Consider the following 21,582-nt stretch of genomic DNA (forward strand, 5'->3'; position numbering starts at 1 on the left):
GGCGCGGCCGAAGACAAAGCACAGGGAAGAGACGGGACATGGCTCAGGAGAGCACCGCGCGCACAACTGCGCGCCCTGCCGAAACCGGGACGTTCGATGCCGTGGTGATCGGCGCGGGATTCGCCGGCATGTACATGCTGCACCGGCTGCGCGGGCTCGGTTTCACCGCCCGGGTCTATGAGGCGGGCGGCGGGGTCGGCGGCACCTGGTACTGGAATCGCTACCCCGGCGCGCGCTGCGACGTCGAGAGCCTGCAATATTCCTTCTCGTTCTCCGAGGAACTCGATCAGGACTGGAGCTGGTCGGAGAAATATTCTCCGCAGCCCGAAATTCTCGCCTACGCCAATCATGTCGCCGACCGCTTCGATTTGCGCAGCCAGATCGTGTTCGATACCCGCGTCACCGCGGCGACCTTCGACGAGAAGGCAGGGACATGGCTGGTCGAGACCGACCGCGGCGACAAGGTCACCGCGAAATTCTGCATCATGGCTGTCGGCTGCCTGTCGGCGCCGAACCGCCCGGCCTTTCCCGGCATGGCGGATTTCCGCGGGCCGATCTATCACACCGGCGAATGGCCGCATGAAGGTGTCGATTTCAGCGGGCTGCGCGTCGGCGTCATCGGCACCGGCTCGTCGGCGATCCAGTCGATCCCGATCATCGCACAGCAGGCCTCCGAGCTCACCGTGTTCCAGCGCACCGCGACCTGGTCGGTGCCGGCATGGAATGAACGGCTGTCGGCGGAGTATCTCAAGGAAGCCAAGGCGCACTATCCGGAGCTGCGCGCGAAAGCCCGCGCGCGCCCGACCGGCTTCTATTTTCAGTTCAACGCCCAGCCCGCACTGCAGGCAAGTGAGGATGAGCGCGAGCAGCTGTATGAGGAAGCCTGGCAGCGCGGCGGCCTGCCCTTCCTCGGCGCGTTCGGTGACTTGCTGTTCGAGAAGGCCGCCAACGACACCATCGCCAATTTCGCGCGCGAGAAGATCCGCGGCATCGTCAAGGATCCCGCCACCGCCGAGCTGTTGTGCCCGCAGAACGTGTTCGGCTGCAAGCGGCTCTGCGTCGATACCAACTACTTCGAGACCTACAACCTGCCGCATGTGAAGCTGGTCGACGTCTCGAAGACGCCGATCGAACGCTTCACGCGTGACGGCATCGTGGTCGACGGCGCCGAATACAAGTTCGACGCGATCGTTTCCGCCACCGGCTTTGCCGCCATGACCGGCTCGTTCGACAAGATCGCGATCACCGGCCGCGGCGGGCAGACGCTGGCCGAAAAATGGCGGGCCGGCCCGCGCGCCTATCTTGGGCTCGCCTCGGAGGGATTTCCGAACTTGTTCATGATCACCGGGCCCGGCAGCCCGTCGGTGCTCGCGAGCATGATCCAGGCGATCGAGCAGCATGTCGACTGGCTGGCGGATTGCATCAGTCACATGCGCGACATCGGCGCCGGCACGATCGAGGCGGTCCGCGACGACGAGGACGCCTGGGTCGCCCATGTCAACGACGTCTCCACGGTCTCGCTGCGCTCGACCTGCAGCTCCTGGTATGTCGGCGCCAACATCCCGGGCCGTCCCCGCGTGTTCATGCCCTATATCGGCGGCTTCCCGATCTACGTGCAGAAGTGCAATGAGGTGATGAACTCCGGCTATGACGGCTTCGTGCTGCAGGGCGGGCGCAACGGCAATGCAGCGCCGCTGGTGCGCTTCACCGAGCGCTGGCAGGTGCCGCTCGACATCGAGGTGATCTCGCCGGCCGCAGTTGCCGCCAAACGGGTTCCTGTGGTCTAAGGCGCGATGAGATTGGGTCGAATCTTCATCGCGCCTTAGCTCTTTGTTTGAGCATGATCTTTTCGGAAAACCGCTGCGCACTTTTCCGGATCATGCTTTGGCCGCAGCGGTATCCCGCACCGGATCGCCCATGATAGTGTCGCGCCGGCCCGCGCTTCGTATCGCGGGCCGCACGGGGGACGATGGCCGACACTGCGTTGCAGGGATTGATCGAGCGGATCGGCGCGGACCATGTCGTGCGCCGGCTTGGGATCGAGGCTGCGCATGAGAAGCAAGTGTTCGGCCAGGGCACGCTGCTGTTCAATGTCGAGAACTGGAAGCTGGCGCCGCGGATCGTCACGACGACGCTCAAGCTGGTCGGCCTCCATGGCCGTGCGCGGCGCAATGCCGACCGGGTCGAGGTGCGGCGCAATCTGGTGACGTCGGCGCGGCTGCCGGCCGCCTTCGACGGCTTCACCATCCTTCATCTCAGCGATCTGCACGCCGACATCAGCCAGGGCGCGATGCGGCATCTGGCTGACATCGTGGGCACTATCGCCTGCGACATCTGCGTCCTGACCGGCGACTATCGCGGCAAGACCTTTGGCCCGTTCGAGACCAGCCTCGCGCTGATGAAGGATCTCTGCGCGCGCATCAAGCTGCCGCTGTACGGCATCCTCGGCAATCACGACAGCATCCGCATGACGCCGGGATTGGAGGCGATGGGGATCAGGATGCTGTTCAACGAGCAGGAGCCGATCACGCGCGACGGCGCGACGATCCACCTCGCCGGGATCGACGATGCGCATTTCTATCGCACCGACGACATCGCAAAGGCCGCCGCGGCGATTCCGCGCGAGGCGTTCTCGATCCTGCTTGCGCACACGCCGGAATCCTATCGCGAAGCGGCGGCGGCCGGCTTCGACCTGATGCTGAGCGGCCATACCCATGGCGGCCAGCTCTGCCTGCCCGGCGGCATCGCGATCAAGCTGGAGGCGCGATTGCCGCGCCGGATGGGCAAGGGCGCCTGGCGCTTTGGCGAACTCGCGGGCTACACATCGACCGGCGCCGGCACCAGCCTCGCGCCGGTGCGGCTGAATTGCCCGGCCGAAATCACGCTGCACACGCTGCGGCGGCTAACGTAGACCGTAGGATGGGTAGAGCGCAGCGAAACCCATCAATCTCATGCGCGGAACGAGATGGGTTTCGCTTCGCTCTACCCATCCTACCAACCGAACCGCCTACCTGAGCTTCACGGCTTCTTCGCGCCGGCGCTTTGCTCGTTCACCTTGCAAACGATCAGGAGCGTGTAGCCGCGCGCGTCCTTGGCGATCTCCGGCGTCTCCCGCTTTAACGAATCACGCCACTCGGCTGTCTGGTACTGCACCGCGCTGTTGTCGAGGAAATCGCGCAGCGCACCGGTCTTGATCGCGAAATTGATGTTTTCCGGGATGGTTCCTGTTGCCCGCGCGACCGTGACAGCATCGAGCTTGGCCGCCACGACGCCGACCACACTGCCACCGAGATCGAACAGCGGACCACCGCTGTTGCCCGGCTGCACCGCGGCACTGATCTGCAGGAAACGGGTGTCGTTGAGAATGCCGCTCAGCGAAGAGACGATGCCCGTGGTGACAGTGAAATCGGACGTCAGCAGCCCGTGATAGGGGTAGCCGATCGCCACCACGCCATTGCCGACCGGAATCGGATTTTGCCTGATCTTGGCGACATCCTTGAACGGCGATGGCGCCTGCAGCAGCGCGAGATCGTTGGTCTCATCGCCGGATACCAGCCGCAATTTCACCGGCGCCTCGCCGCTCAGATTGCCGGTGATCTCGCTGCACCCGTTGATGACATGATGGTTGGTGACGACGTGCCCGCTGCTGCTGACCACGAAGCCGGTCCCCGTCCCCGCGACTTGGCCTGCTTCTGCGGCGGGCTCGGCGCAGCTGCCGACGGCGCCGCTGCAGCCGCCGGCTTGGCTGCGACCGCGAATTCCCCTGCACCGGCGACGCCGTTCTTCTTCACCGAGACCACGCAATTGAGCAACGCCGGCAGCAATTGCGCGGTCTGATTGAGGTTGAACTGAAACAATTGTCCCTGTGCGAACGCGGTCATCTGGTGCGCCTTGCGGAACTGATTGATCAGGTTGGAGGTTACCGGCATCTCGACATTCACGAGCTGGGTGCCGAATGGCATGCCGTAGACATTGAACGCGGGCTGGCCGTCGAAGGTCAGCGCAAGCGGAAAAGCCTCACCCAGCGTCAGGCGCCAGCTCTCATGGGCAAAGCCGAGCCGCCAGCTCCCATTCGCGGTAATCGCCACCACGAAGTAGATGCCGCTCTGATAGACCGTCCCCGCCGAGCAATGCGTGAACGCGCCGTCCTTGTCGTTGGTGAAGGCGCCGCCCTTCCAATTGCCGACCGTGATCGAGCCGTAGGGACCGCGGGCGCTTGATGACGTTGCGGACGCAAACAACCATGCGGCCGCAACGACCGCCCAGACCACAACCCTCATGACGCGCACTCCCCAGCCACAACCCATCATAGGAGGCGGAGAAATTCATCCGCAAGTGGTGCGCGGCTTGGCCTTTGGTCCTGCGGCCGCACAATACCGCCGCGGATGAGGCGATCGCCACACCCTGTGGTTACAGACCGTATGTTCCTATTTTGTTCCTAGATTGTCAACCCAGACATAGTCGCGCGCGCGAGGCGGGCGCGCTATTGCGGCTCCCGAGTCGAAGACTGCGCGGGCGGGTTTGGTTCGCGAAACCAGTAACGGGATGCGAGGGCGTGGACGCCGACGCCGATCAGGAAGATGCCGACATAGAGTTCGACCTCGCTATTCACCGCCAGCAGGCGAGCGCGCGGTAGATGACTATGGCTCTGGTACGCCCAGAACCAATGCCCCACCGCGACAATGCCGACGCCGAGCGCGGCAACGGCTCGGCCGGCCGCATTCATCATCGTCACGCGAAGGTCTCCCGACTCGCCCGGCCTGGACAAGATATCGGGAGAAGCTGACGCCGACCTTACTTGGGCACAGAGCGCGTAGCCCGGATGAAGCGCAGCGCAATCCGGGAAACATAGATACCGCAGAAGGCAAACCCGGATTTCGCTTCGCTGCATCCGGGCTACGAAGCGTGACCAGCCTCAGCCGTTGCGGAACGCGTAGGCGTAGCCGTTGAGCGCCGGCGCACCGCCGAGATGGGCGTAGAGCACCTTCGATCCGGCCGGGAAGAAGCCCTTCTGCACCAGGTCGATCATGCCCTGCATCGACTTCCCCTCGTAGACGGGGTCGGTGATCATGCCTTCGAGCCGCGCGCTGAGGCGGATCGCCTCCTTGGTCTCCTCCGACGGCACGCCATAGGCGGGATAGGCGTAGTCCTCGATCAGCACGACATCATCCTCGACGATGTCGCGGCCAAGCTCGACCAGCTTTGCGGTGTTCTGCGCGATCGACAGCACCTGCGCCTTGGTCTGATCAGGCGTGAACGAGCCGTCGATGCCGATCACGTTGCGCGCACGTCCATCGGCGGCGAAGCCGACCAGCATGCCGGCATGGGTCGAGCCGGTCACCGTGCAGACGACGATGTAGTCGAACTTGACGCCGAGCTGGCGCTCCTGCGCGCGCACCTCTTCGGCGAAGCCGACATAGCCGAGACCGCCATATTTGTGCACGGAGGCGCCGGCCGGAATGGCGTAAGGCTTGCCGCCAGCGGCCTTCACTTCCTCGATCGCCTGCTCCCAGCTCTTGCGGATGCCGATGTCGAAACCTTCGTCGACCAGGCGCACATCGGCGCCCATCACGCGCGACAGCAGGATGTTGCCGACGCGGTCATAGACGGCGTCCTCATGCGGCACCCAGCTTTCCTGCACCAGCCGACACTTCATGCCGATCTTGGCCGCAACGGCTGCAACCATGCGGGTGTGGTTGGACTGCACGCCGCCGATCGAGACCAGCGTGTCGGCGTTGGAGGCGATCGCGTCGGGGATGATATATTCGAGCTTGCGCAGCTTGTTGCCGCCATAGGCGAGCCCGGAGTTGCAATCCTCGCGCTTGGCGTAGAGCTCGACCTTGCCGCCGAGATGCTTTGACAGCCGATCGAGCTTCTCGATGGCGGTCGGCCCGAATGTGAGCGGATAGCGCGCGAACTTCTCCAGCATGCTGGCATCCTCTTTGGTGGTCTGGAACGGCGGCGACTCCTATCACCGCTGATGCGAAAGGTGCTCTCTAACTCGATCCGATTAGCTGTCGAAGATTGCCTGATTTGCATCAGATGATATGTTTTCTCTCAGAAGATTGACTAATAGTGAGAGATTCTTCCATGCCCTTCCGGCTCGACCGCATCGACCTCAAGATGTTGAGATTGCTGCAGAAGAACGGCCGGCTCAGCAATGCCGAGCTGGCCGATCAGGTCGGCGTCAGCCCCGCGACCTGCCATCGCCGCACCCAGGCGCTGTTCGACGAGGGTTACGTCAGCAGCGTCCGCGCCATGGTGGCGCCGCGCAAGCTCGGCAAGGGCACGCTCGTCATGGTCGGCGTCGTGCTCGACCGCTCGACGCCGGAAAGCTTTGCGAGCTTCGAGCAGGCGGTGGCGAAACTCAAATGCGTGCTCGACTGCCACCTCGTTGCCGGCGACTTCGACTACTTCCTCAAGATCCGCGCCGGCGACATGGAGGATTTCAATCGCATCCACGGCGACCAGCTGATCGCGCTGCCCGGCGTCCGGCAGACCCGCACCTTCTTCGTGATGAAGGAGGTGGTGGACAATGCGGCGCTGGAGTTCTGAGCCGATGCGAGCGAGCCAAGGTTTCCCGTCGCGCCTTAACCGCCCGCCGCGCCTTCCGCAGCGCCCTCGCGTCCGTCCCTCGCCTTGCCGCGCAGCGCGACCTTGTCGCCGTCATAGGTGAGCGTCCAGGTCCAGGCGTCGCCGAGCCCGACATATTGGAGGTCGACGACAAGGGTTCGCTCGTCCGTCCACGCGCCCTTGACGGCGCGCACGCCGAGAAAGGTCGGAGCACTTTTGCGATAGAGGCCGCCGAGACCGATCGGTCCGTCGAAGTGACGCCGTGCAGGATCGCCCGCGTTGGTCTCCACGACGTAGCGCGGGTTCTCGTCAGCCAGGAACAGCGTCAGCGTCTTGATGCCGAGGTCATTGTCGGGGAATTTGTAGGTCCGGCCCGAAATCGCAGATGCAGTCGCAGGCGTCGCGCCGACCTGCGTCGGCCTCTCGATGGAGACGTCCGCGATCGCCTTCGCCAATTGTTCGGTCGCGGCCGCATCGGCCGGCAGAGCCTGATCGGATTTGACGGCAGCGGAAATCTCGTCGGCGAGCTTGCCGAACGAACAGAAATTGTTCGCCGTCATGACGGCGACGATATCCCGCTCCGGCAACACCATGACGACCTGGCAGTGATAGCCGACCGTCATGTAGATGTGCTTGTCGGGAATCGCCCAGAACTGGTTGGCGTAGCGCCGCGAGGGATCGAACCGCGAATGCATGTCGATGCTGGCGTGGTTGACGGCATCGAGGAAATCGGCCGGCAGCAGCTGCTTGCCCGCCCACTCGCCGTTGCGCAGATAGAGATAGCCGATCTTCGCCATGTCGCGCGGCCGCATCATCAGGCCAAACCCGCCGATCGGCAGCCTTTGCGGATCGCGCCGCCAGAACGGCCTGTTAATGCCGAGCGGGCCGAACAGCCGCTCCTCGGCAAAGTCGGCGGTGTTCTTGCCGGTGAGCTTGCTGACGATCGCGGACAGCAGATGCGAGCCGCCGCTGTTGTAATAGAAGGTCTCGCCCGGCGCATGCGCCATCGGGCGGTCCAGAATGAACTGGACCCAGTCCGGGCTCTTTCCCATGTCGCGCAGCGACTGCTCCCGCCCGCCTTCAAACCCCTCGTCCCAGTCGAGGCCCGACGTCATGTTGAGCAGATGCTGGACCGTGATGGATTTCTTGCGCTCGTCGACATCAGCGATGTTGCGATCGGAAAAGAAATCCAGCATGGGATGGTCGAGACGATCCAAGAGACCATCCTTGTAGGCCATCGCGAGCAGCGTCGCGACCACCGCCTTGGTGGAGGAGTTGATCGCGTGCGGCATGTCGGCGGTAAAGGGCGCGTAATAGGCATCGAGCACGATGCGGCCATGGCGCGTCACCAGCAGGCTGTCGAAGCTGCGCGTGGTGCCGTTCGCCACCAGCTTGGCCAGCGCAGCCGAATCCATGCCCTGCTGCTCCGGCGTCGAGGTTTCCCACTGAGCTGTCGGCCAGACCGGCTCGGGGCTCTGCCCGTTGGCCGCGCCGGAATAGGCGGATGCGAGCAGGATGGCTGCGCCTAGCGCCGCAGCCCTGATCCGTGACGAAAGCCCAACGACGCGATCGACTGCCTGCATAGTCCGCCCCTGCCAGTGACCAACTCGCGCAAGGCATATACCACGAGCGGCAGCGGTCTCGCTTCACAACTTGCGGACATGGGGCCGACGGCGCGGCGAGAGCCGAGCCACCCGCAAGTCCATCTGTGATACGGCTCACGAATTCGTGGCAGAACGCCACAGCCGATGGGGATGCGCGCGTGTTTCCGGGAGGCGCATGATGCCGTAAGCTGCCCGCAGCCAACCTCGCGTCCAGCGGAGTGCCAGGCCGCCCCATTCAGACCATTGCAACGCTGCGAACGGCCCGACGTTGGTAACAAGCCAATAAAACCGGGAGTACGTCATGACGATGCGACCCGACCCCACGTTTCACGCCTCGCCAAAGCTTGCGATGGAGGCGCCGCCGGAGCAGTTCGCCTATACGCTGCTGCTCAGCCCCGACTTCAAGAAGCCCGACGCACTCGCGGTGATCGACGTCAAGCCGGGTTCGAAGACCTACGGCAAGATCGTCCACACCGTGACGATGCCGAACAAGGGCGACGAGTTCCATCACTTCGGCTGGAACGCTTGCTCCTCCGCATTGTCGCCGCTCACCGGACACGCCTTCATCGAGCGACGCTATCTCATCATCCCGGGCCTGCGGTCGTCGCGCATCTACATCATCGACACAAAACCCTCGCCGCTCGAGGCCAAGATCCACAAGATCATCGAGCCGGAGGAAGTGTTCAAGAAGACCGGCTACTCGCGGCCGCACACCATTCATTGCGGGCCCGATGGCATTTATGTCTCCACCCTCGGCGGCAGCGGCAAGGACGGTACGCAGGGCCCGCCCGGCATCTTCATCATGGATTGCGAGACCTTCGACGTGCTCGGCCGCTGGGAGATCGACCGCGGGCCGCAGACGCTGCACTATGATTTCTGGTGGAATCTGCCGCGCGACTACATGGTGACCAGCGAGTGGGCGCTGCCGCCGCAATTCGAGAACGGCATCGTCGCCGAGGACCTGCTGTCGAACAAATACGGTCACCGGCTGCATTTCTGGGATCTGCGGGCGCGGCGCAACGTGCAGACCATCGACCTCGGCGCCAATCACCAGATGGCGCTCGAGGTCAGGCCCGCGCATGATCCGATCCGTGAATATGGCTTTGTCGGCGTCGTCGTCGACACCACCAACCTCGAAGCCTCGATCTGGACCTGGTGGCGTGAGGGCGGAAAATTCCACGCCGAGAAGACCGCGACCATCCCGCCCGAGCCGGCGCCGAAGGAAAAGCTGCCGCCGCTGTTGCAGGGGTTCGGCGCCGTGCCGCCGCTGGTGACCGACATCGACCTGTCGATGGACGACCGCTTCCTCTACGTCTCCTGCTGGGGTACCGGCGAGATGCGCCAATACGACGTCCGCGATCCGAGGAAGCCGAAGCTTGCCGGGTCGGTCCATATCGGCGGCATCGCCCGCCGCACGCCGCATCCGAACGGCAAGGCGTTTGCCGGAGGCCCGCAGATGGTCGAGATCAGCCGCGACGGCAAGCGGGTGTACTGGACCAACTCGCTGTATTCGACCTGGGACGACCAGTTCTATCCCGACGGCATGCCGGGCGCCGAAGTCATGGCCAATGTCGGCGCGAACGGCGGGCTGGAGCTCGCCAAGGACTATTTCGTCGATTTCCCGGAGGGCTATCGCCCGCATCAGATCCGCCTCGAGGGCGGCGACTGTTCGACGGATTCGTTCTGCTATCCGTCGGTATGGAATTGAGCGACGTCGATACGACGACCATCTGGCTCTGGCTCGCGATCATCGCAAGCGGCCTCTATCACGGGATCAACCCGGGCATGGGCTGGCCGCTCGCGGTTTCCGCGGGCCTGATGGAAAAATCCCAGCGCGCCGTCATCGGCGCGCTGCTGCCGCTGTCGACCGGCCACCTCGCGGCGATGCTGCTCGTGCTGCTGCCGTTTGCACTGCTGATCGCGCTGGCGGAATGGCAGCGCCCGATCCAGATCGCGGCCGCCATCATCATCATCGGCTTCGGCCTCATGCGTCTCATCAATCGCCGCCATCCGCGCGTGCTGGCCCGGATACCGCCAACCAGATTGGCGCTCTGGTCGTTCGCGGTGGCGATTGCCCATGGCGCGGGCCTGATGCTGCTGCCGATCTATCTCGGCCTCTGCGCGACATCGGCAGCGCAGGACGGCCACACGGCGGCGCAGCGCGTGATCGACCAAAACCTTGCGATGGCGCTTTTGGTCGCGCTGGTCCACACCGCCGCCATGCTCGGCGCCGGCGGCCTGCTGGCATGGCTGGTCTATCGCTATTTCGGCGTCAAATTCGTCGCGCGGAGCTGGTTCAATCTGGAGACGGTCTGGGCGGTCAGCCTCGTTCTTGTGGGCGCTGCAGCGCTTGCCGTCACCGTCGCGGAGTGACGGAGAGCTGCCGGGCCGGCCGGGCTGCCCGAGAGAAGTAATCCTTTCATCCGACTTGATGGCCGGCGCAAAGCGGCGCAGTCTCTGCCGAAATCCCCACGGGGCCGCGGGGTCGCGCGCGGACGCGCGGGGGCATCCGCGGATGACATCATGAACGCCACGGCGATGCGACTGGTGATTCCGTTGCTGGCCCTTGCCGCCGGCGGCACGGCGGCGCTCATCTTCGGCATCCACCGAACCCAGCAAATCCTCGGCACGAACACGCCTTTGATGGCCACGGCACCATCCGCGCCGGCAGCTCCCGCGCAAGGCCAAGACAAGAATCAAGACAAGAATCAGGACAAGACCGCGCTCGCGAAGGCGCAAGGCGAGACCGCGGCCCTGGCCAGCGCGCTGGCAGCACCGTCGCCGGTGCCGGGCGACAACGCGGTGCCGGAATTCGACGTCGTCAACGTCGAGCCGACCGGCGAGACTGTTGTCGCCGGTAGGGCAGCACCGGGCGCGACAGTGGAACTGCTTCGCAACGGCGAGGTGCACGATCGCGCCGTCGCGGACAAGGCCGGCCAGTTCGTCATGGTGCCGCGCCCGCTCCCGCCGGGAAACCATGACCTGACCCTGCGCATGACGCGCGACGGCAAGCAGGTGGCCTCCAAACAGAGCGTGGCCGTGGCGCTCGAGGCTGCGGCAAGGGAGCGGCCGATGGTGGCGCTGATGGCGCCGGACAAGCCGGTCCGGGTGCTATCGCAACCCGCGGCGACGCCGCCGGCCGCCGGGAAAGTGGCGGTCGAGGCGGTCGAGACCGAGCCGGGCGGCATGCTCCATGTCAGCGGGCAGGCCGCGCCCGGCGCGACCGTCAGGCTCTATCTCAACGGCAGCTTGATCACCTCCGCCACCGCCGACGCGGCGGGGCACCTCTCGGTCACGATCAACAAGGGCGTCGCGGCCGGCAACTATCAGGTCCGGCTTGACGAGGTCGACCCCGGGTCCGGCAAGGTCCGCGCGCGCGCCGAGGTGCCGTTCAACGTTCCGGACGCGACGACGACCGCATCGATCCTGGCCTCGTCCGGCCGTGCGGGTGCGACCGCGCCGCGGCTCGCGGCGGCGACGGCCACCGATGCATCGAGCTCACCCTCCGCCGTGGTCGTGCCAAAGATCACGACGACGACGGTTGCCCGCGGCGACAGTCTGTGGCGGATCAGCCAGCGCGCATTCGGCGCCGGGCAGCGTTATGCGGTGATCTATCGGGCAAACCAGCAGCAGATCCGCAATCCCAATTTGATCTATCCCGGCCAGGTCTTCGTCGTGCCGGCACGGTGAGGCCTGCTTCCGCTGCCGCTCACTTGCCCGGGGATTTCAGGAACGCCACGATCTTGGCGCGATCCTCCGCCGAGCGCACGCCGGTGTACGGCTTCATGCCGTTGCCCGACACCACGGCTTCGGGATCCTCGATGAAGCGCAGCAGCGTGCGCTCATCCCAGACGATGTCGGATGACTTCATCGCCTCGGAATAGCGAAAATTCGCCACCGATCCGGCCTTGCGGCCGACGATGTTGTGCAGGTTCGGGCCGGCGCGGTTGTCGCCGTCCTTGACGGTGTGGCAGGTGCGACAGGAATTGTTGAACGCCTGCTCGCCCGATACGTCTGCGTCCTGGCCAAAGGACGGCGAGAGCGGCAGGGACGCCAATCCGCATAGCAGGACAATCAATCTTGGTCGCATCGATCACTCCGTCGGACGTGCCATGCCGTCAACGCAGAGGCCGAACGAAAGGTCCGCGCCCGTCAGACCCCACATCTGGCGCAGCCGCGCGCGCCGCACTAGATGTGCTGCCATGCAGCACCCCGCCCTCGAGGATTTCGTCGCCGGCCACCAGCGTCTGTTTGTCCTGACCGGGGCCGGCTGCAGCACCAATTCCGGCATCCCCGACTATCGCGACAGCGACGGCAATTGGAAGCGGACCCGGCCGGTCACCATCCAGGCCTTTTTGGGCGAGGCGGCGACGCGGCAGCGCTACTGGGCGCGCAGCATGGTCGGCTGGCGCCGGTTCGGCCGCGCGGCGCCGAACGGTGCGCATCGCGCACTGGCGAAACTCGAGCAGCAAGGGCGCTGCGAGCTGCTCCTGACCCAGAATGTCGACCGCCTGCACCAGGCCGCGGGCAGTCAGCGCGTGATCGACCTGCACGGCCGGCTCGACGTGGTGCGCTGCCTCGGCTGCGGCGCCACGATGCCGCGCGAGCAGTTTCAGGGCAAGCTGGCGCGACTGAACCCCGCCTGGCTCACGCTCGATGCCACTGACGCGCCCGACGGCGACACCGATCTCGAGCAGGATTTTTCGTCATTCGTGGTGCCGGCCTGCGAAGTCTGCGGCGGCGTGCTGAAACCCGATGTGGTGTTCTTCGGCGAGAACGTGCCGCGCGACACGGTTGCATCAGCGCAGGCGCATCTCGAGCAGGCCGACGCCCTGCTCGTGGTCGGATCCTCGCTGATGGTCTATTCCGGCCTTCGCTTCGTCCGGATGGCCGAGCAGCGCGGCCTGCCGATCGCCGCCGTCAATCTCGGCCGCACCCGCGCCGACGAGCTGCTGACGCTCAAGGTCGAGGACCAGTGCGAGACGGCGCTGGCGTTTTTGCTGTAGTTCTCGGCTGCCAGCTGCAAGTTGCCTTGATAGTTGCGCGAACCACGCTATCCACGTCATTGCGAGGAGCGACAGCGACGAAGCAATCCATCGTTCCGCATATGCGGAGGGATGGATTGCTTCACTTCGCTCGCAATGACGGAGCCGTTAGCGGTGCTGCGACTCATGCCCGATGGCGCGGCGCCTTGGCCATCGGCAAATTGGCGTTCCAGTGCGTCCAGCTGACGCTGGCGAGGCTGCCGAGATCCGTCGCCAGCGGGCGGCGGGTGCGGCGCTCGTACTCCGCGATGCAACGGCCGGACTCGCCGATCTTGCGCTGCAATTCGTCGATCGTCATCTGCGTCGCGCGGCCGCAATTGGCCTTGCCGATCTGATCAACCTCGATCTGCTTCAGCGCCGCACGCAGCTTCTTCAGCTGCGCGCGCTGCCAGGCAATGTGACTGTCACTATCTGCCGTCATGTGGCTGCCACCATCTTTGATCGTTGCACGCCGTTGGGAACCTCGATGTCGACCTCGAGCATCGAGACGAACTTGCCGCGATCCATCCGGACCACGACCTTGTCGGGATCGACGTCGATATGCTTGGACACCACGCTGAGGATTTCCGAGCGCAGCGTCTCCAGAAGATCAGGCGCACCATTCCGGCCACGCTCATGCGAAAGCAGGATCTGCAACCGCTCCCGCGCGACGGGCGCCGATGCAGCGCGGCCGCCGAACAGCCGCATTACGTTCATCATGCCGCCCTCCGTCGCAGCAGCCGGTCCATCAGCCCCTTGCGCTCGACCGGCACGGTCATCTCGACCTGCTCCCCCATCAGGCGCCGCACCGCGTCGGTATAGGCCCGCGCCGGCGCGCTGCTTGCAGCGTTCAGCGTGACCGGGCAGCCGACATTCGAGGCGCGCAGCACGTCCTGGCTTTCCGGGACGATGCCGAGCAGCGGCGTCGCAAGGATCTCAAGGATATCGTCGATCGAGAGCATCTCGCCGCGCGCGGCGCGGCCGGCGTCATAGCGGGTGACCAGAAGATGCTTCTCGACCCGCTCGCCGCGCTCGGCGCGGACCGTCTTGGAGTCCAGCATGCCGATGATGCGGTCGGAGTCGCGGACCGACGACACTTCCGGATTGGTGACGATGATGGCCTCATCGGCGTAGCGCATCGCGAGCGTCGCGCCGCGTTCGATGCCGGCCGGGCTGTCGCACAGGATCCAGTCGAACTTGGTCTTGAGGTCGGCGATCACGCGCTTGACGCCCTCTTCGGTCAGCGCGTCCTTGTCGCGGGTCTGCGACGCCGGCAGCAGCCAGAGGTTCTCCAGCCGCTTGTCGCGGATCAGGGCCTGCGGCAGCTTGGCGACGCCCTGCACCACGTTGATCAGGTCGAACACGACCCGCCGTTCCGCGCCCATCACCAAATCGAGGTTACGCAGGCCGACATCGAAATCGATGACGACGACGTTCTGGCCCATTTGCGCAAGCGCCGCGCCAAGCGCGGCGGTTGAGGTCGTCTTGCCGACCCCGCCCTTCCCAGACGTCACGACCAATACCTTGGCCATTCTCTCTCTCCTTGTAGTCAGTCGGTCAGTTCAATGGTGTGATGCGCAGCATTTCGCCCTCAAGCCACGCCTGGGCGGGCCGGTTGCGCAAGCTGTCGGCGATTTCATCTGCGGTCTGGTAGTAGCCGTCGATCGCGAGCAGCTCAGCCTCGATCTTCTGGCAGAATATCCGGGCCGCCGAATTGCCGTTGATGCCGGCCATCGCGCGGCCGCGCAGCGTGCCGTAGACATGAATCGAGCCGCCGGCGACGATCTCGGCGCCGGAGCCGACCGAGCCGAGCACGGTGACGTCGCCCTCGGCAAACACGATCGACTGGCCGGAACGAACCGGGCTCTCCAGCAGCAGCGACGGCAGCTTGGTCTTGTCTTTGTTTTTTTCCGGCGCCGGCGGCGTCTTCGGCTCGACATGGGTGATCGCGCAGGCGCGGCCGCCGGTCAGCAGCGGCGGCATGTTGGCGCCGAGCTTCGATTCGTCGACCCCTTCGATGCCGAGGATGCGGATGTTGCGTTCGGCGAGGCTGCCGATCAGATGCGCGATCGCAGCCTGGCTAAGATCGACCGCCGAGAGGTCGAGCACGACAGGCTTGCCGCTGAAGAAGCCCGGCGACTTCCCAAGCGTCGCGTCGATCTCGGCGAGCCAGGACACGACCGGAACGACGGGCGAGAAAACGAACGCAACATAGGAACGGCCGCGCATGCGGACCTGCTGACGTGCGACCTGTTGAGTTGCGTCCATCGCCCCTGACTCGGTTGTCTTGTCGAATGGTTAACAATCGACCCGCATGGTTAACCAAGGGTTAACGAGCGTCAGGGTTTTCACTGATTTGGGACAGGCGGCTCTTCGGCACCATCAGCTCGGGCCGGCGGGCTCGTTTTTGCGCTGGATCAAAGTCAATTGGGCCCAATCGCGCTATCATTCCGGCGCGCGCTGGCCGGGCCACAACATCATGACCAACCCCAGTTGGACTGAGATTCTGCGGTGCCCAAAATGCCGACGCACGGGGCACGCCGAGCTGTTCGAGACCGCCCCTTTCCGCAATCGGATTCTGAAGGTCTCGGAGGATTTCGAGATCCGCACCGACGAGCGCGGCAGCGATTTCCAATGCCGAACTTGCAAGCTGCCGGCCCTGCCATGACGTAGGATGTCTGTGGCAGGACCGGACGTCGCGGATCAACGCCGGGCCGACGGCGAACGCTCGGCCTGCACGGACGCATCGAACACCGCGCGGCATGACGGGCTGAGCTGCTCGACCTGCGCGGCCATACAATCCCTGATCCGGCCGCGATCCGGAATGTAGGCGCCACACAGGCGGACGGCGTCGCCCATGCAGGCCTGGCGCTGCATCGATTCGTTCGGCCCGGACTGGGCAAAAACGGGCACGATGGTTGCGCCGAGAACGACGAGGGCAAGACGAAGTTTCATGGATCACTCTCTCACTGGAAGGTTGAAGGGGTGGTCGAGACCGGATGTCACGACGCCGGCTTGCGGCCGTCGCTGGCGGCGCGTTCGGCGGCGGCCTGTGACGGCGGAAGGTGCAGAAGCGTTGCGATCGTGGTGTCGAGCAGCTCGGTCCACGCCGTTGCGGGATCGATCTCGGGCGCGAACCGGCCGAGCAGCATCGGGAAAGCCGGCGGCTGGTTGAGAGCCGCATTGAGCAAGGCAAAGAACAGTGCCGGATGGCTGCTGCGGATGATGCCTGCGGCGATGCCGGCCTGGAACAGCTCGCGCGCGCTCTCATAGGCTGGACGCAGCAGCTTCTCAGTCACCAGCGTGGAGCGCTCGGGCGCTTCGGCGCCATGGCGAACCACGAAATTCCTCATCTGCGGATGCGCGGCGTAGAACGTTGCGACCGTGATGATGAGATCGCGCAGCCGGTCGCCGAGCGGCCGGGTCGTGTCGGTCGCGATCGCATGCACCTCGGCCATCACGGGCATCGCGAGAACGACGACGCGGTCGAGGCAGGCCTCCCACAGCGCGGCCTTGTTGCCGAAATGGACCCGCACGAGATTCGGCGCGACGCCCGCCGCCGCAGCGACGCTGCGCAGGTCGGCGCCGTCGAAGCCTTGGGCCGCAAAGGCCTCAGTCGCCGCAATCAGCAGCGCCTGGCGGCCGTCGGGCATGTCCTTGCTGCGCCGCCCTTTGGGCCGGGCGACCGGCGCAGTCGCCGTCTTGCTGGTATCGATCATTGCTGTCTCTATATGTTCGATCGTACATATATGGCCTCCGATGCGCTGTTCAAGGTCCCCGCCGGTCGAAACGTTCGGCGAAAATTCTCTTTCAAGTCAAAGGGCTAGATTCGATCCGGAGCGCATTCCGCCCCGGCAAGACCTTCTCGTGCCAGCGCCGCGGCTCGACGGCCGCTGAGCCCAAACAAAAGAGCCGGCGTCGATCGACGCCGGCTGCTGCAATTGCGCGTACTGGAAAGGAGCGTCTCAGCTCTTCACGTCGGCGGCCCAGGTCTTCTCGATCTGCTTCACGACGCTGTCGGGCATCGGGATGTAGTCGAGCTCCTCGGCGCTCTTGGCACCCTTGTCGAAAGCGAACTTGAAGAACTTGAGCGCTTCCTTGGAGGCCGCCTTATCAGTCCCGTCCTTGTGCAACAGGATGAACGTCGAGGCGACGATCGGCCAGGACTTGTCGCCGGGCTGGTCGGTCAGGATCAGGTAGTAGCCGGGCGCGTTGGTCCAGTCGGCGTTCGAGGCGGCAGCCTGGAATGCTTCGTTGGTCGGCTGGATGGTCTTGCCGGCCTTGTTGACCAGCGCGGTGTAGGTCAGCTTGTTCTGCTTGGCATAGGCATACTCGACATAACCGATCGAGTTCTTGGCCTGCGCGATGTTGCCCGCGACGCCTTCATTACCCTTGGCGCCGACGCCAATCGGCCATTCGACCGCAGTGCCGGAACCGATCTTGCTCTTCCAGTCCGGGCTGACCTTGCTCAGATAGTCGGTGAAGTTGAAGGTCGTTCCCGAACCGTCGGCGCGATGGACGACCGAGATCGCCTCCGACGGCAGCTTGGCCTTCGGGTTGAGCTTCTTGATCGCCGCGTCATCCCACTTGGTGATCTTGCCGAGGAAAATGTTGGCAAGCGTCGGACCGTCGAGCACCAGATCGCCGGCCTTCACGCCTTCGAGGTTCACCACCGGAACGATCGCGCCCATGATCATCGGCCACTGCGCAAGGCCGTCCTTCTGCAGTTGGTCGGACTTCAGCGGCGCGTCGGTCGCCCCGAAAGTCACGGTGTTGGCTTCGATCTGCTTGATGCCGGCACCCGAACCGATCGATTGGTAATTCACACCGCTGCCTGAATCCTTCTTGTAGGCGTCGGCCCACTTGGACAGGACGGGGAAGATGAAGGTCGAGCCGGCACCGGTGATGTCGGCTGCGAAGCTGGGCGTAGCCATGACCACCAGACCGGCGGCCACGATCGATTTGACGAATTTCATGCTGATCTCCGTGGAAACGCGAGAGGTCTCGCGTGCTCGATGCTCTCGTTAGCAGCGGCAACGTTTTTCCGAACGCCGGTGACGTTGGCATGACAGCGGCGCCTAACCTTCGACCTACATCGAAAGTCCGAAAACGGCAGGGTGCCTGCCATTCGCGCCGCGTTGAAGCTTGCTGGAGCGTCGCAGTTGGAACTTAATCCGCCTTGATGTTGGCCGACTTGACGATCGGCCACCATTTCTCGATCTCGGCGGTCTGATGATCGCGCAGCGCGGCGGGGCCCTGTTTGTCCGGCGGCGGGATCTCCTGCCCGAGTTCGGCGAAGCGCTGCCGGACGGCGGGCTCGGCGAGCGCAGCCATCACCGCCTTCGACAGAACAGACACGATATCGGCGGGTGTGCCCTTCGGCGCCCAGATACCGTGCCAATAGGCAATGTAGAGGCCCGGCAATCCCGCTTCATCGACGGTCGGAATATCGGGAGCCGATGCAAGCCGCGATGACGCCGTCACCGCGAACGACTTCACAGTTCCGCTCTTCACCTGCGGCAGCGAGTTGGAAGCCTGATCGAACATGATGTCGATATGCCCGGCCATCAGATCGTTCAGCGCAGGGCCGGCGCCGCGATACGGCACGAAGGAGAAGTCCGTAGCCGTCAACTGCTGGAAGAACACGCCGGCGACATGCGCGCCCGAACCCGGGCCCGCGGTGCCCGCCGTGGCCTTGTCGCCATTGGTCTTGAGCCAGGCAATCAGCTCTTTCAGATTCTTCGCCGGCAGGTCGGGCCGGCCGATGATGAGCTGCGGCCCGCTCGCGATCAGCGCGATCGGCGCGAACTCCCGAACATCGTACTGCAGCTGATAGATCGCGCCATTGAGGCAATGCGTGCCCCAGTGCCCGATCGTGATCGTGGTGCCGTCCGGCGCCGCGCGCGAGGCGCGCAGCCCCGCAACGGTGCCGGAAGCGCCGGTGACATTCTCGATGATGACGGGATGACCCACCGCGTTGCGCATGTATTCGGCGACGATCCGCGCCAGCACATCGGTCGGCCCGCCGGCGGCGAACGGCACGATCATGGTGATCGGGCGCGCCATGGTTTCGGCGCGCGCACCTAGTGATGCAAGCGGCAGCGTCGCAGCACCGAGTGCAAATTGCAGGAATGGCCGGCGAGACATACTGGGCATGCGCGTTCCCCCTCATGCTGTCATAGAGCCGCTTGCCTGGAAGCTCCAGCCCTCGCGATCTCTGCCGGTGCCGGGCACCTGCCCCAGGTGGATCACCCGGACGACGTCGACGCCGCGATCGAACGGCATTTGCGGGAGCTGGCCCGATTTGCATAGTGCCGACCAGCAATTCTCACCCCCGTACCATCCTGGTACTGAGCGCTTGGCCATCTACGGAGGAAGTCGATAGCCAAGGCCCGGATATGGGCGTGGGCTGATAGCCATCATCTGTACAAACAGCCTCTTGCCTGCCCCTTTTTGTGGCGGTCGGCGGCGCTCACCGATCAGTCCCGCCCCGGTGGCGACAGGGTCGTTTCCGCATGCTAACGTACATGGAAGGTTATAGCGCGACGGTATAAGCGGGCATGGCAGTGCACACTGACCCTGTGTTGTCCCCTCAAGTGCTGCCTCCCTTTGAGCGGGCTTGTCGCGCGGTCCTTGCGGCTGACGTGGTTGGCTACACCCGACTGATGGAAGCGGCCGAGCTCGAAACCCATCAACGCTATCGCACTCTCCGGGTCGAAGTCACCGATCCGACCATCGTCTCCCATCGCGGTGAAATCGTGAAGAACACCGGCGACGGTTTTCTCGCGGTCTTCGAGAGCCCGCTGGATGCGGTCGAATGCGCGACCGAGCTGCAGCAGGAAATCCTCTCCCGGGAGAGCCAGCACTCTCCCGAGCGCCGCATCGCATTTCGAATCGGCATCCATTGGGAGCCCGTCATCTTCGATCTCGACGACGTCTACGGAAGCGCGGTCAATATCGCCGCGCGTCTTCAGACGACGGCGCCGGCAGACGGGATCGTGGTGTCGTCGGCCGTGCTCGACAATCTTGATGGCGCCGGAGACCTGAAATTCGACAGTCTCGGCGACCTTCGGCTGAAGAACCTGACCCGAGCTGTCCCCGCGTTCTCGCTGCGATTGCCGGGGGTGGACCGCGGCGCGGCAGTCGGGTTCGCGCGCTCGCCTTCCAGGCGGGCAAAATTGCCCTCGATCGCCGTCCTGCCGCTCGTCAGTCTTTCGGACGATCCCGGCGACAACTATTTCGCCGAGGGCTTCGTCGACGACATCATCGCGACGCTCAGCAATATCAAGCATCTTTTGGTCGTTGCCCGCGGCTCGACCATGATGATCGATCGCCGCGCCGTCGACTACGGAACAGTGGCCGGCGAACGACTTGGCGTGCGGTATCTGCTCAGTGGCAGCATTCGCCGCGCCGGCGATCGAATCCGGCTCTCTGTCGAGCTCGGTGACTTGTCGACGGCATCGGTCATATGGGCAGAGAAATACGAAACCGATATCGAGCATATCTTCGGCGTGCAGGACGAAATCGCCCTCATGATCGTCGGCCGCATCTCGACACACGTGCGCCAGGCCGAGGTGAAGCGCGCGCTGCGGAAGCGTCCGCACAATCTCAACTCGTACGATTATTTTCTGCGCGCGCTTGATCTGCTCTACAAATTGGACTTCGCCAGCTTTTCGATGGCGCGGACGCTGCTGGAGCGGGCGCGCGAAGAGGACGACGGCTATGCGGCGCCATATGCGTTCTCAGCGCGCTGGCACATGCTGAACATCGCCGAGGGCCGGTCGACCGATCCCAACGCCGAGATCGCCGAGATCATCCGGCTCTCGAATTGCGCCATCGAACGAGATCCATCCGACGCGCTTGCCCTTTCACTGCAGGGGCACGCGCGGAGCGCTTTCCATTTTGACTTTGACACGGCCCTCGACTGCTTTGACCGTGCGCTTGCCGCATCGCCAAACAATCCCTGGGCATGGATGTTCAGCAGCGCAACATACGGCTTCATCGGCAAGCCAGCGTCGGGAATCGAACGAGCCGAACGCGCCATCCGGCTGTCCCCGCTGGATCAACAAGCCTTCACGAGTTTTTCGCGGCTCGGCCAAAATCATTATTTGAACGGCACCTATGAGGAGGCCATTCGCTGGTCGCGAAAGGCACTCAGCCTCAATCCCCGATACGGAAACGCGATCCGGATCGCAGCGGCGAGCCTCGTGGCCGTCGGCCGGCATGAGGACGCCGCGCTGTTGGCAACGCATCATCGATCGGTTCTGCCGCAATTCACTGTGTCTCATTACGCGCCGCGTTGCCCTTTCAAGGCGGAGCAAGCTTCACTTTACGTGCAACGGCTGGAAGCCGCCGGACTTCCTGTCTGAATTTGGAGTGCC

23 protein-coding genes are annotated in these 21,582 nt (G+C 64.4%); 9 read left to right on the top strand and 14 right to left on the bottom strand.

From position 1 onward, the window contains the following. The first annotated feature begins 38 nt into the window (after positions 1–38). Entirely contained in the window at positions 39–1,787 is a 1,749-nt protein-coding gene (locus FBZ93_RS25545) for a flavin-containing monooxygenase (protein ID WP_146989582.1), read from the top strand. Between the two features lie 182 nt (positions 1,788–1,969). Continuing rightward, positions 1,970–2,911, top strand: a complete 942-nt coding sequence (locus FBZ93_RS25550; RefSeq protein WP_146989584.1) for a metallophosphoesterase — start codon at positions 1,970–1,972, stop codon at positions 2,909–2,911. Between the two features lie 107 nt (positions 2,912–3,018). Here the strand turns inward: FBZ93_RS25550 and FBZ93_RS41835 are convergent, their stop codons facing one another. The 4 genes from FBZ93_RS41835 to FBZ93_RS25565 all read right to left on the bottom strand — a co-directional run bounded on the left by FBZ93_RS41835 (position 3,019) and on the right by FBZ93_RS25565 (position 5,929). Further along, entirely contained in the window at positions 3,019–3,657 is a 639-nt protein-coding gene (locus FBZ93_RS41835) for a S1C family serine protease (protein WP_349643267.1), read from the bottom strand. After that, positions 3,582–4,280 (bottom strand): hypothetical protein, encoded by a 699-nt coding sequence (locus FBZ93_RS41840; RefSeq protein ID WP_349643268.1) that lies wholly within the window; start codon positions 4,278–4,280, stop codon positions 3,582–3,584. The genes FBZ93_RS41835 and FBZ93_RS41840 overlap by 76 nt, the downstream gene beginning before the upstream one ends. Before the next feature lie 203 nt (positions 4,281–4,483). Further along, positions 4,484–4,729, bottom strand: coding sequence for a hypothetical protein (locus FBZ93_RS25560; RefSeq protein WP_246667652.1), 246 nt, complete (start codon positions 4,727–4,729; stop codon positions 4,484–4,486). Positions 4,730–4,915: 186 nt separating this feature from the next. After that, complete coding sequence (locus FBZ93_RS25565) at positions 4,916–5,929, bottom strand: 1-aminocyclopropane-1-carboxylate deaminase (RefSeq protein ID WP_146989586.1); 1,014 nt, start codon at positions 5,927–5,929, stop codon at positions 4,916–4,918. A gap of 161 nt (positions 5,930–6,090) precedes the next feature. Between FBZ93_RS25565 and FBZ93_RS25570 the strand changes: the two genes are divergently transcribed. Beyond that, positions 6,091–6,555 (top strand): Lrp/AsnC family transcriptional regulator, encoded by a 465-nt coding sequence (locus tag FBZ93_RS25570; RefSeq protein ID WP_146989588.1) that lies wholly within the window; start codon positions 6,091–6,093, stop codon positions 6,553–6,555. A gap of 35 nt (positions 6,556–6,590) precedes the next feature. Here the strand turns inward: FBZ93_RS25570 and FBZ93_RS25575 are convergent, their stop codons facing one another. Beyond that, a complete protein-coding gene (locus FBZ93_RS25575) occupies positions 6,591–8,156 on the bottom strand; it encodes a serine hydrolase domain-containing protein (protein ID WP_146989590.1) in 1,566 nt (521 codons plus the stop codon). A 322-nt stretch (positions 8,157–8,478) separates the two neighbouring features. On the opposite strand from FBZ93_RS25575, the gene FBZ93_RS25580 reads away from it, so the two are divergent. The 3 genes from FBZ93_RS25580 to FBZ93_RS25590 all read left to right on the top strand — a co-directional run bounded on the left by FBZ93_RS25580 (position 8,479) and on the right by FBZ93_RS25590 (position 11,867). Next, positions 8,479–9,885: a selenium-binding protein SBP56-related protein gene (locus tag FBZ93_RS25580; RefSeq protein WP_146989592.1), complete on the top strand. Its 1,407-nt coding sequence runs from the start codon at positions 8,479–8,481 to the stop codon at positions 9,883–9,885. Next, on the top strand, positions 9,876–10,550 hold the full coding sequence (locus FBZ93_RS25585; protein WP_146989593.1) for a hypothetical protein: 675 nt from the start codon (positions 9,876–9,878) through the stop codon (positions 10,548–10,550). The genes FBZ93_RS25580 and FBZ93_RS25585 overlap by 10 nt, the downstream gene beginning before the upstream one ends. Positions 10,551–10,700: 150 nt before the next feature. Continuing rightward, on the top strand, positions 10,701–11,867 hold the full coding sequence (locus FBZ93_RS25590; protein ID WP_146989595.1) for a LysM peptidoglycan-binding domain-containing protein: 1,167 nt from the start codon (positions 10,701–10,703) through the stop codon (positions 11,865–11,867). 19 nt (positions 11,868–11,886) lie between these two features. Here the strand turns inward: FBZ93_RS25590 and FBZ93_RS25595 are convergent, their stop codons facing one another. After that, a complete protein-coding gene (locus tag FBZ93_RS25595; RefSeq protein WP_146989597.1) occupies positions 11,887–12,267 on the bottom strand; it encodes a c-type cytochrome in 381 nt (126 codons plus the stop codon). Positions 12,268–12,289: 22 nt separating this feature from the next. On the opposite strand from FBZ93_RS25595, the gene FBZ93_RS25600 reads away from it, so the two are divergent. After that, complete coding sequence (locus tag FBZ93_RS25600; RefSeq protein ID WP_283810839.1) at positions 12,290–13,183, top strand: NAD-dependent protein deacetylase; 894 nt, start codon at positions 12,290–12,292, stop codon at positions 13,181–13,183. A 163-nt stretch (positions 13,184–13,346) separates the two neighbouring features. On the opposite strand, the gene FBZ93_RS25605 is transcribed toward FBZ93_RS25600, so the two are convergent. Genes FBZ93_RS25605 through minC form a run of 4 tightly spaced genes read right to left on the bottom strand, consistent with a single transcriptional unit; the run spans position 13,347 to position 15,469 of the window. After that, on the bottom strand, positions 13,347–13,643 hold the full coding sequence (locus FBZ93_RS25605) for a hypothetical protein (RefSeq protein ID WP_050419829.1): 297 nt from the start codon (positions 13,641–13,643) through the stop codon (positions 13,347–13,349). Further along, positions 13,640–13,918: a cell division topological specificity factor MinE gene (gene minE / locus FBZ93_RS25610; protein WP_050419828.1), complete on the bottom strand. Its 279-nt coding sequence runs from the start codon at positions 13,916–13,918 to the stop codon at positions 13,640–13,642. The genes FBZ93_RS25605 and minE overlap by 4 nt, the downstream gene beginning before the upstream one ends. Further along, a complete protein-coding gene (minD, locus tag FBZ93_RS25615; RefSeq protein WP_050419827.1) occupies positions 13,918–14,733 on the bottom strand; it encodes a septum site-determining protein MinD in 816 nt (271 codons plus the stop codon). Before minD ends, minE begins: the two co-directional genes overlap by 1 nt. Before the next feature lie 25 nt (positions 14,734–14,758). Then, positions 14,759–15,469 (bottom strand): septum site-determining protein MinC, encoded by a 711-nt coding sequence (minC, locus tag FBZ93_RS25620; RefSeq protein ID WP_146989601.1) that lies wholly within the window; start codon positions 15,467–15,469, stop codon positions 14,759–14,761. Between the two features lie 46 nt (positions 15,470–15,515). Here minC and FBZ93_RS25625 point away from each other — a divergent pair, with 46 nt between their 5' ends. Beyond that, positions 15,516–15,869, top strand: a complete 354-nt coding sequence (locus tag FBZ93_RS25625) for a hypothetical protein (protein ID WP_146989603.1) — start codon at positions 15,516–15,518, stop codon at positions 15,867–15,869. 35 nt (positions 15,870–15,904) lie between these two features. On the opposite strand, the gene FBZ93_RS25630 is transcribed toward FBZ93_RS25625, so the two are convergent. The 4 genes from FBZ93_RS25630 to FBZ93_RS25645 form a co-directional block, all read right to left on the bottom strand. Then, the gene (locus FBZ93_RS25630) at positions 15,905–16,156 is read right to left on the bottom strand and encodes a hypothetical protein (protein WP_146989605.1); all 252 of its coding nucleotides are present in this window, start codon (positions 16,154–16,156) and stop codon (positions 15,905–15,907) included. Positions 16,157–16,203: 47 nt separating this feature from the next. Continuing rightward, positions 16,204–16,920, bottom strand: a complete 717-nt coding sequence (locus FBZ93_RS25635; RefSeq protein WP_246667640.1) for a TetR/AcrR family transcriptional regulator — start codon at positions 16,918–16,920, stop codon at positions 16,204–16,206. Between the two features lie 246 nt (positions 16,921–17,166). Then, positions 17,167–18,177, bottom strand: coding sequence for a phosphate ABC transporter substrate-binding protein PstS (gene pstS / locus FBZ93_RS25640; protein ID WP_146989607.1), 1,011 nt, complete (start codon positions 18,175–18,177; stop codon positions 17,167–17,169). A gap of 193 nt (positions 18,178–18,370) precedes the next feature. Continuing rightward, positions 18,371–19,348: a tripartite tricarboxylate transporter substrate-binding protein gene (locus tag FBZ93_RS25645; RefSeq protein WP_167529222.1), complete on the bottom strand. Its 978-nt coding sequence runs from the start codon at positions 19,346–19,348 to the stop codon at positions 18,371–18,373. A 413-nt stretch (positions 19,349–19,761) separates the two neighbouring features. Here FBZ93_RS25645 and FBZ93_RS25650 point away from each other — a divergent pair, with 413 nt between their 5' ends. Then, positions 19,762–21,570, top strand: coding sequence for an adenylate/guanylate cyclase domain-containing protein (locus FBZ93_RS25650; protein WP_146989611.1), 1,809 nt, complete (start codon positions 19,762–19,764; stop codon positions 21,568–21,570). The last annotated feature ends 12 nt before the right edge of the window (positions 21,571–21,582 follow it).

The sequence above is a fragment of the Bradyrhizobium macuxiense genome, from assembly GCF_007993935.1.
Taxonomy (GTDB): domain Bacteria; phylum Pseudomonadota; class Alphaproteobacteria; order Rhizobiales; family Xanthobacteraceae; genus Bradyrhizobium; species Bradyrhizobium macuxiense_A.

Coding starts and splice junctions, on each gene's coding strand:
- FBZ93_RS25595 (WP_146989597.1), bottom strand. CDS start 12,267: ATGCGACCAAGATTGATTGTCCTGCTATGCGGATTGGCGTCCCTGCCG.
- minD (WP_050419827.1), bottom strand. CDS start 14,733: ATGGCCAAGGTATTGGTCGTGACGTCTGGGAAGGGCGGGGTCGGCAAG.
- FBZ93_RS25570 (WP_146989588.1), top strand. CDS start 6,091: ATGCCCTTCCGGCTCGACCGCATCGACCTCAAGATGTTGAGATTGCTG.
- FBZ93_RS25635 (WP_246667640.1), bottom strand. CDS start 16,920: ATGATCGATACCAGCAAGACGGCGACTGCGCCGGTCGCCCGGCCCAAA.
- FBZ93_RS25560 (WP_246667652.1), bottom strand. CDS start 4,729: ATGATGAATGCGGCCGGCCGAGCCGTTGCCGCGCTCGGCGTCGGCATT.
- minC (WP_146989601.1), bottom strand. CDS start 15,469: ATGGACGCAACTCAACAGGTCGCACGTCAGCAGGTCCGCATGCGCGGC.
- FBZ93_RS25590 (WP_146989595.1), top strand. CDS start 10,701: ATGAACGCCACGGCGATGCGACTGGTGATTCCGTTGCTGGCCCTTGCC.
- minE (WP_050419828.1), bottom strand. CDS start 13,918: ATGAACGTAATGCGGCTGTTCGGCGGCCGCGCTGCATCGGCGCCCGTC.
- FBZ93_RS25550 (WP_146989584.1), top strand. CDS start 1,970: ATGGCCGACACTGCGTTGCAGGGATTGATCGAGCGGATCGGCGCGGAC.
- FBZ93_RS25645 (WP_167529222.1), bottom strand. CDS start 19,348: ATGTCTCGCCGGCCATTCCTGCAATTTGCACTCGGTGCTGCGACGCTG.
- pstS (WP_146989607.1), bottom strand. CDS start 18,177: ATGAAATTCGTCAAATCGATCGTGGCCGCCGGTCTGGTGGTCATGGCT.
- FBZ93_RS25545 (WP_146989582.1), top strand. CDS start 39: ATGGCTCAGGAGAGCACCGCGCGCACAACTGCGCGCCCTGCCGAAACC.
- FBZ93_RS25585 (WP_146989593.1), top strand. CDS start 9,876: ATGGAATTGAGCGACGTCGATACGACGACCATCTGGCTCTGGCTCGCG.
- FBZ93_RS25600 (WP_283810839.1), top strand. CDS start 12,290: ATGCCGTCAACGCAGAGGCCGAACGAAAGGTCCGCGCCCGTCAGACCC.
- FBZ93_RS25650 (WP_146989611.1), top strand. CDS start 19,762: ATGGCAGTGCACACTGACCCTGTGTTGTCCCCTCAAGTGCTGCCTCCC.
- FBZ93_RS25630 (WP_146989605.1), bottom strand. CDS start 16,156: ATGAAACTTCGTCTTGCCCTCGTCGTTCTCGGCGCAACCATCGTGCCC.
- FBZ93_RS25575 (WP_146989590.1), bottom strand. CDS start 8,156: ATGCAGGCAGTCGATCGCGTCGTTGGGCTTTCGTCACGGATCAGGGCT.
- FBZ93_RS25605 (WP_050419829.1), bottom strand. CDS start 13,643: ATGACGGCAGATAGTGACAGTCACATTGCCTGGCAGCGCGCGCAGCTG.
- FBZ93_RS25625 (WP_146989603.1), top strand. CDS start 15,516: ATGGTTAACCAAGGGTTAACGAGCGTCAGGGTTTTCACTGATTTGGGA.
- FBZ93_RS25580 (WP_146989592.1), top strand. CDS start 8,479: ATGACGATGCGACCCGACCCCACGTTTCACGCCTCGCCAAAGCTTGCG.
- FBZ93_RS41840 (WP_349643268.1), bottom strand. CDS start 4,280: ATGAGGGTTGTGGTCTGGGCGGTCGTTGCGGCCGCATGGTTGTTTGCG.
- FBZ93_RS25565 (WP_146989586.1), bottom strand. CDS start 5,929: ATGCTGGAGAAGTTCGCGCGCTATCCGCTCACATTCGGGCCGACCGCC.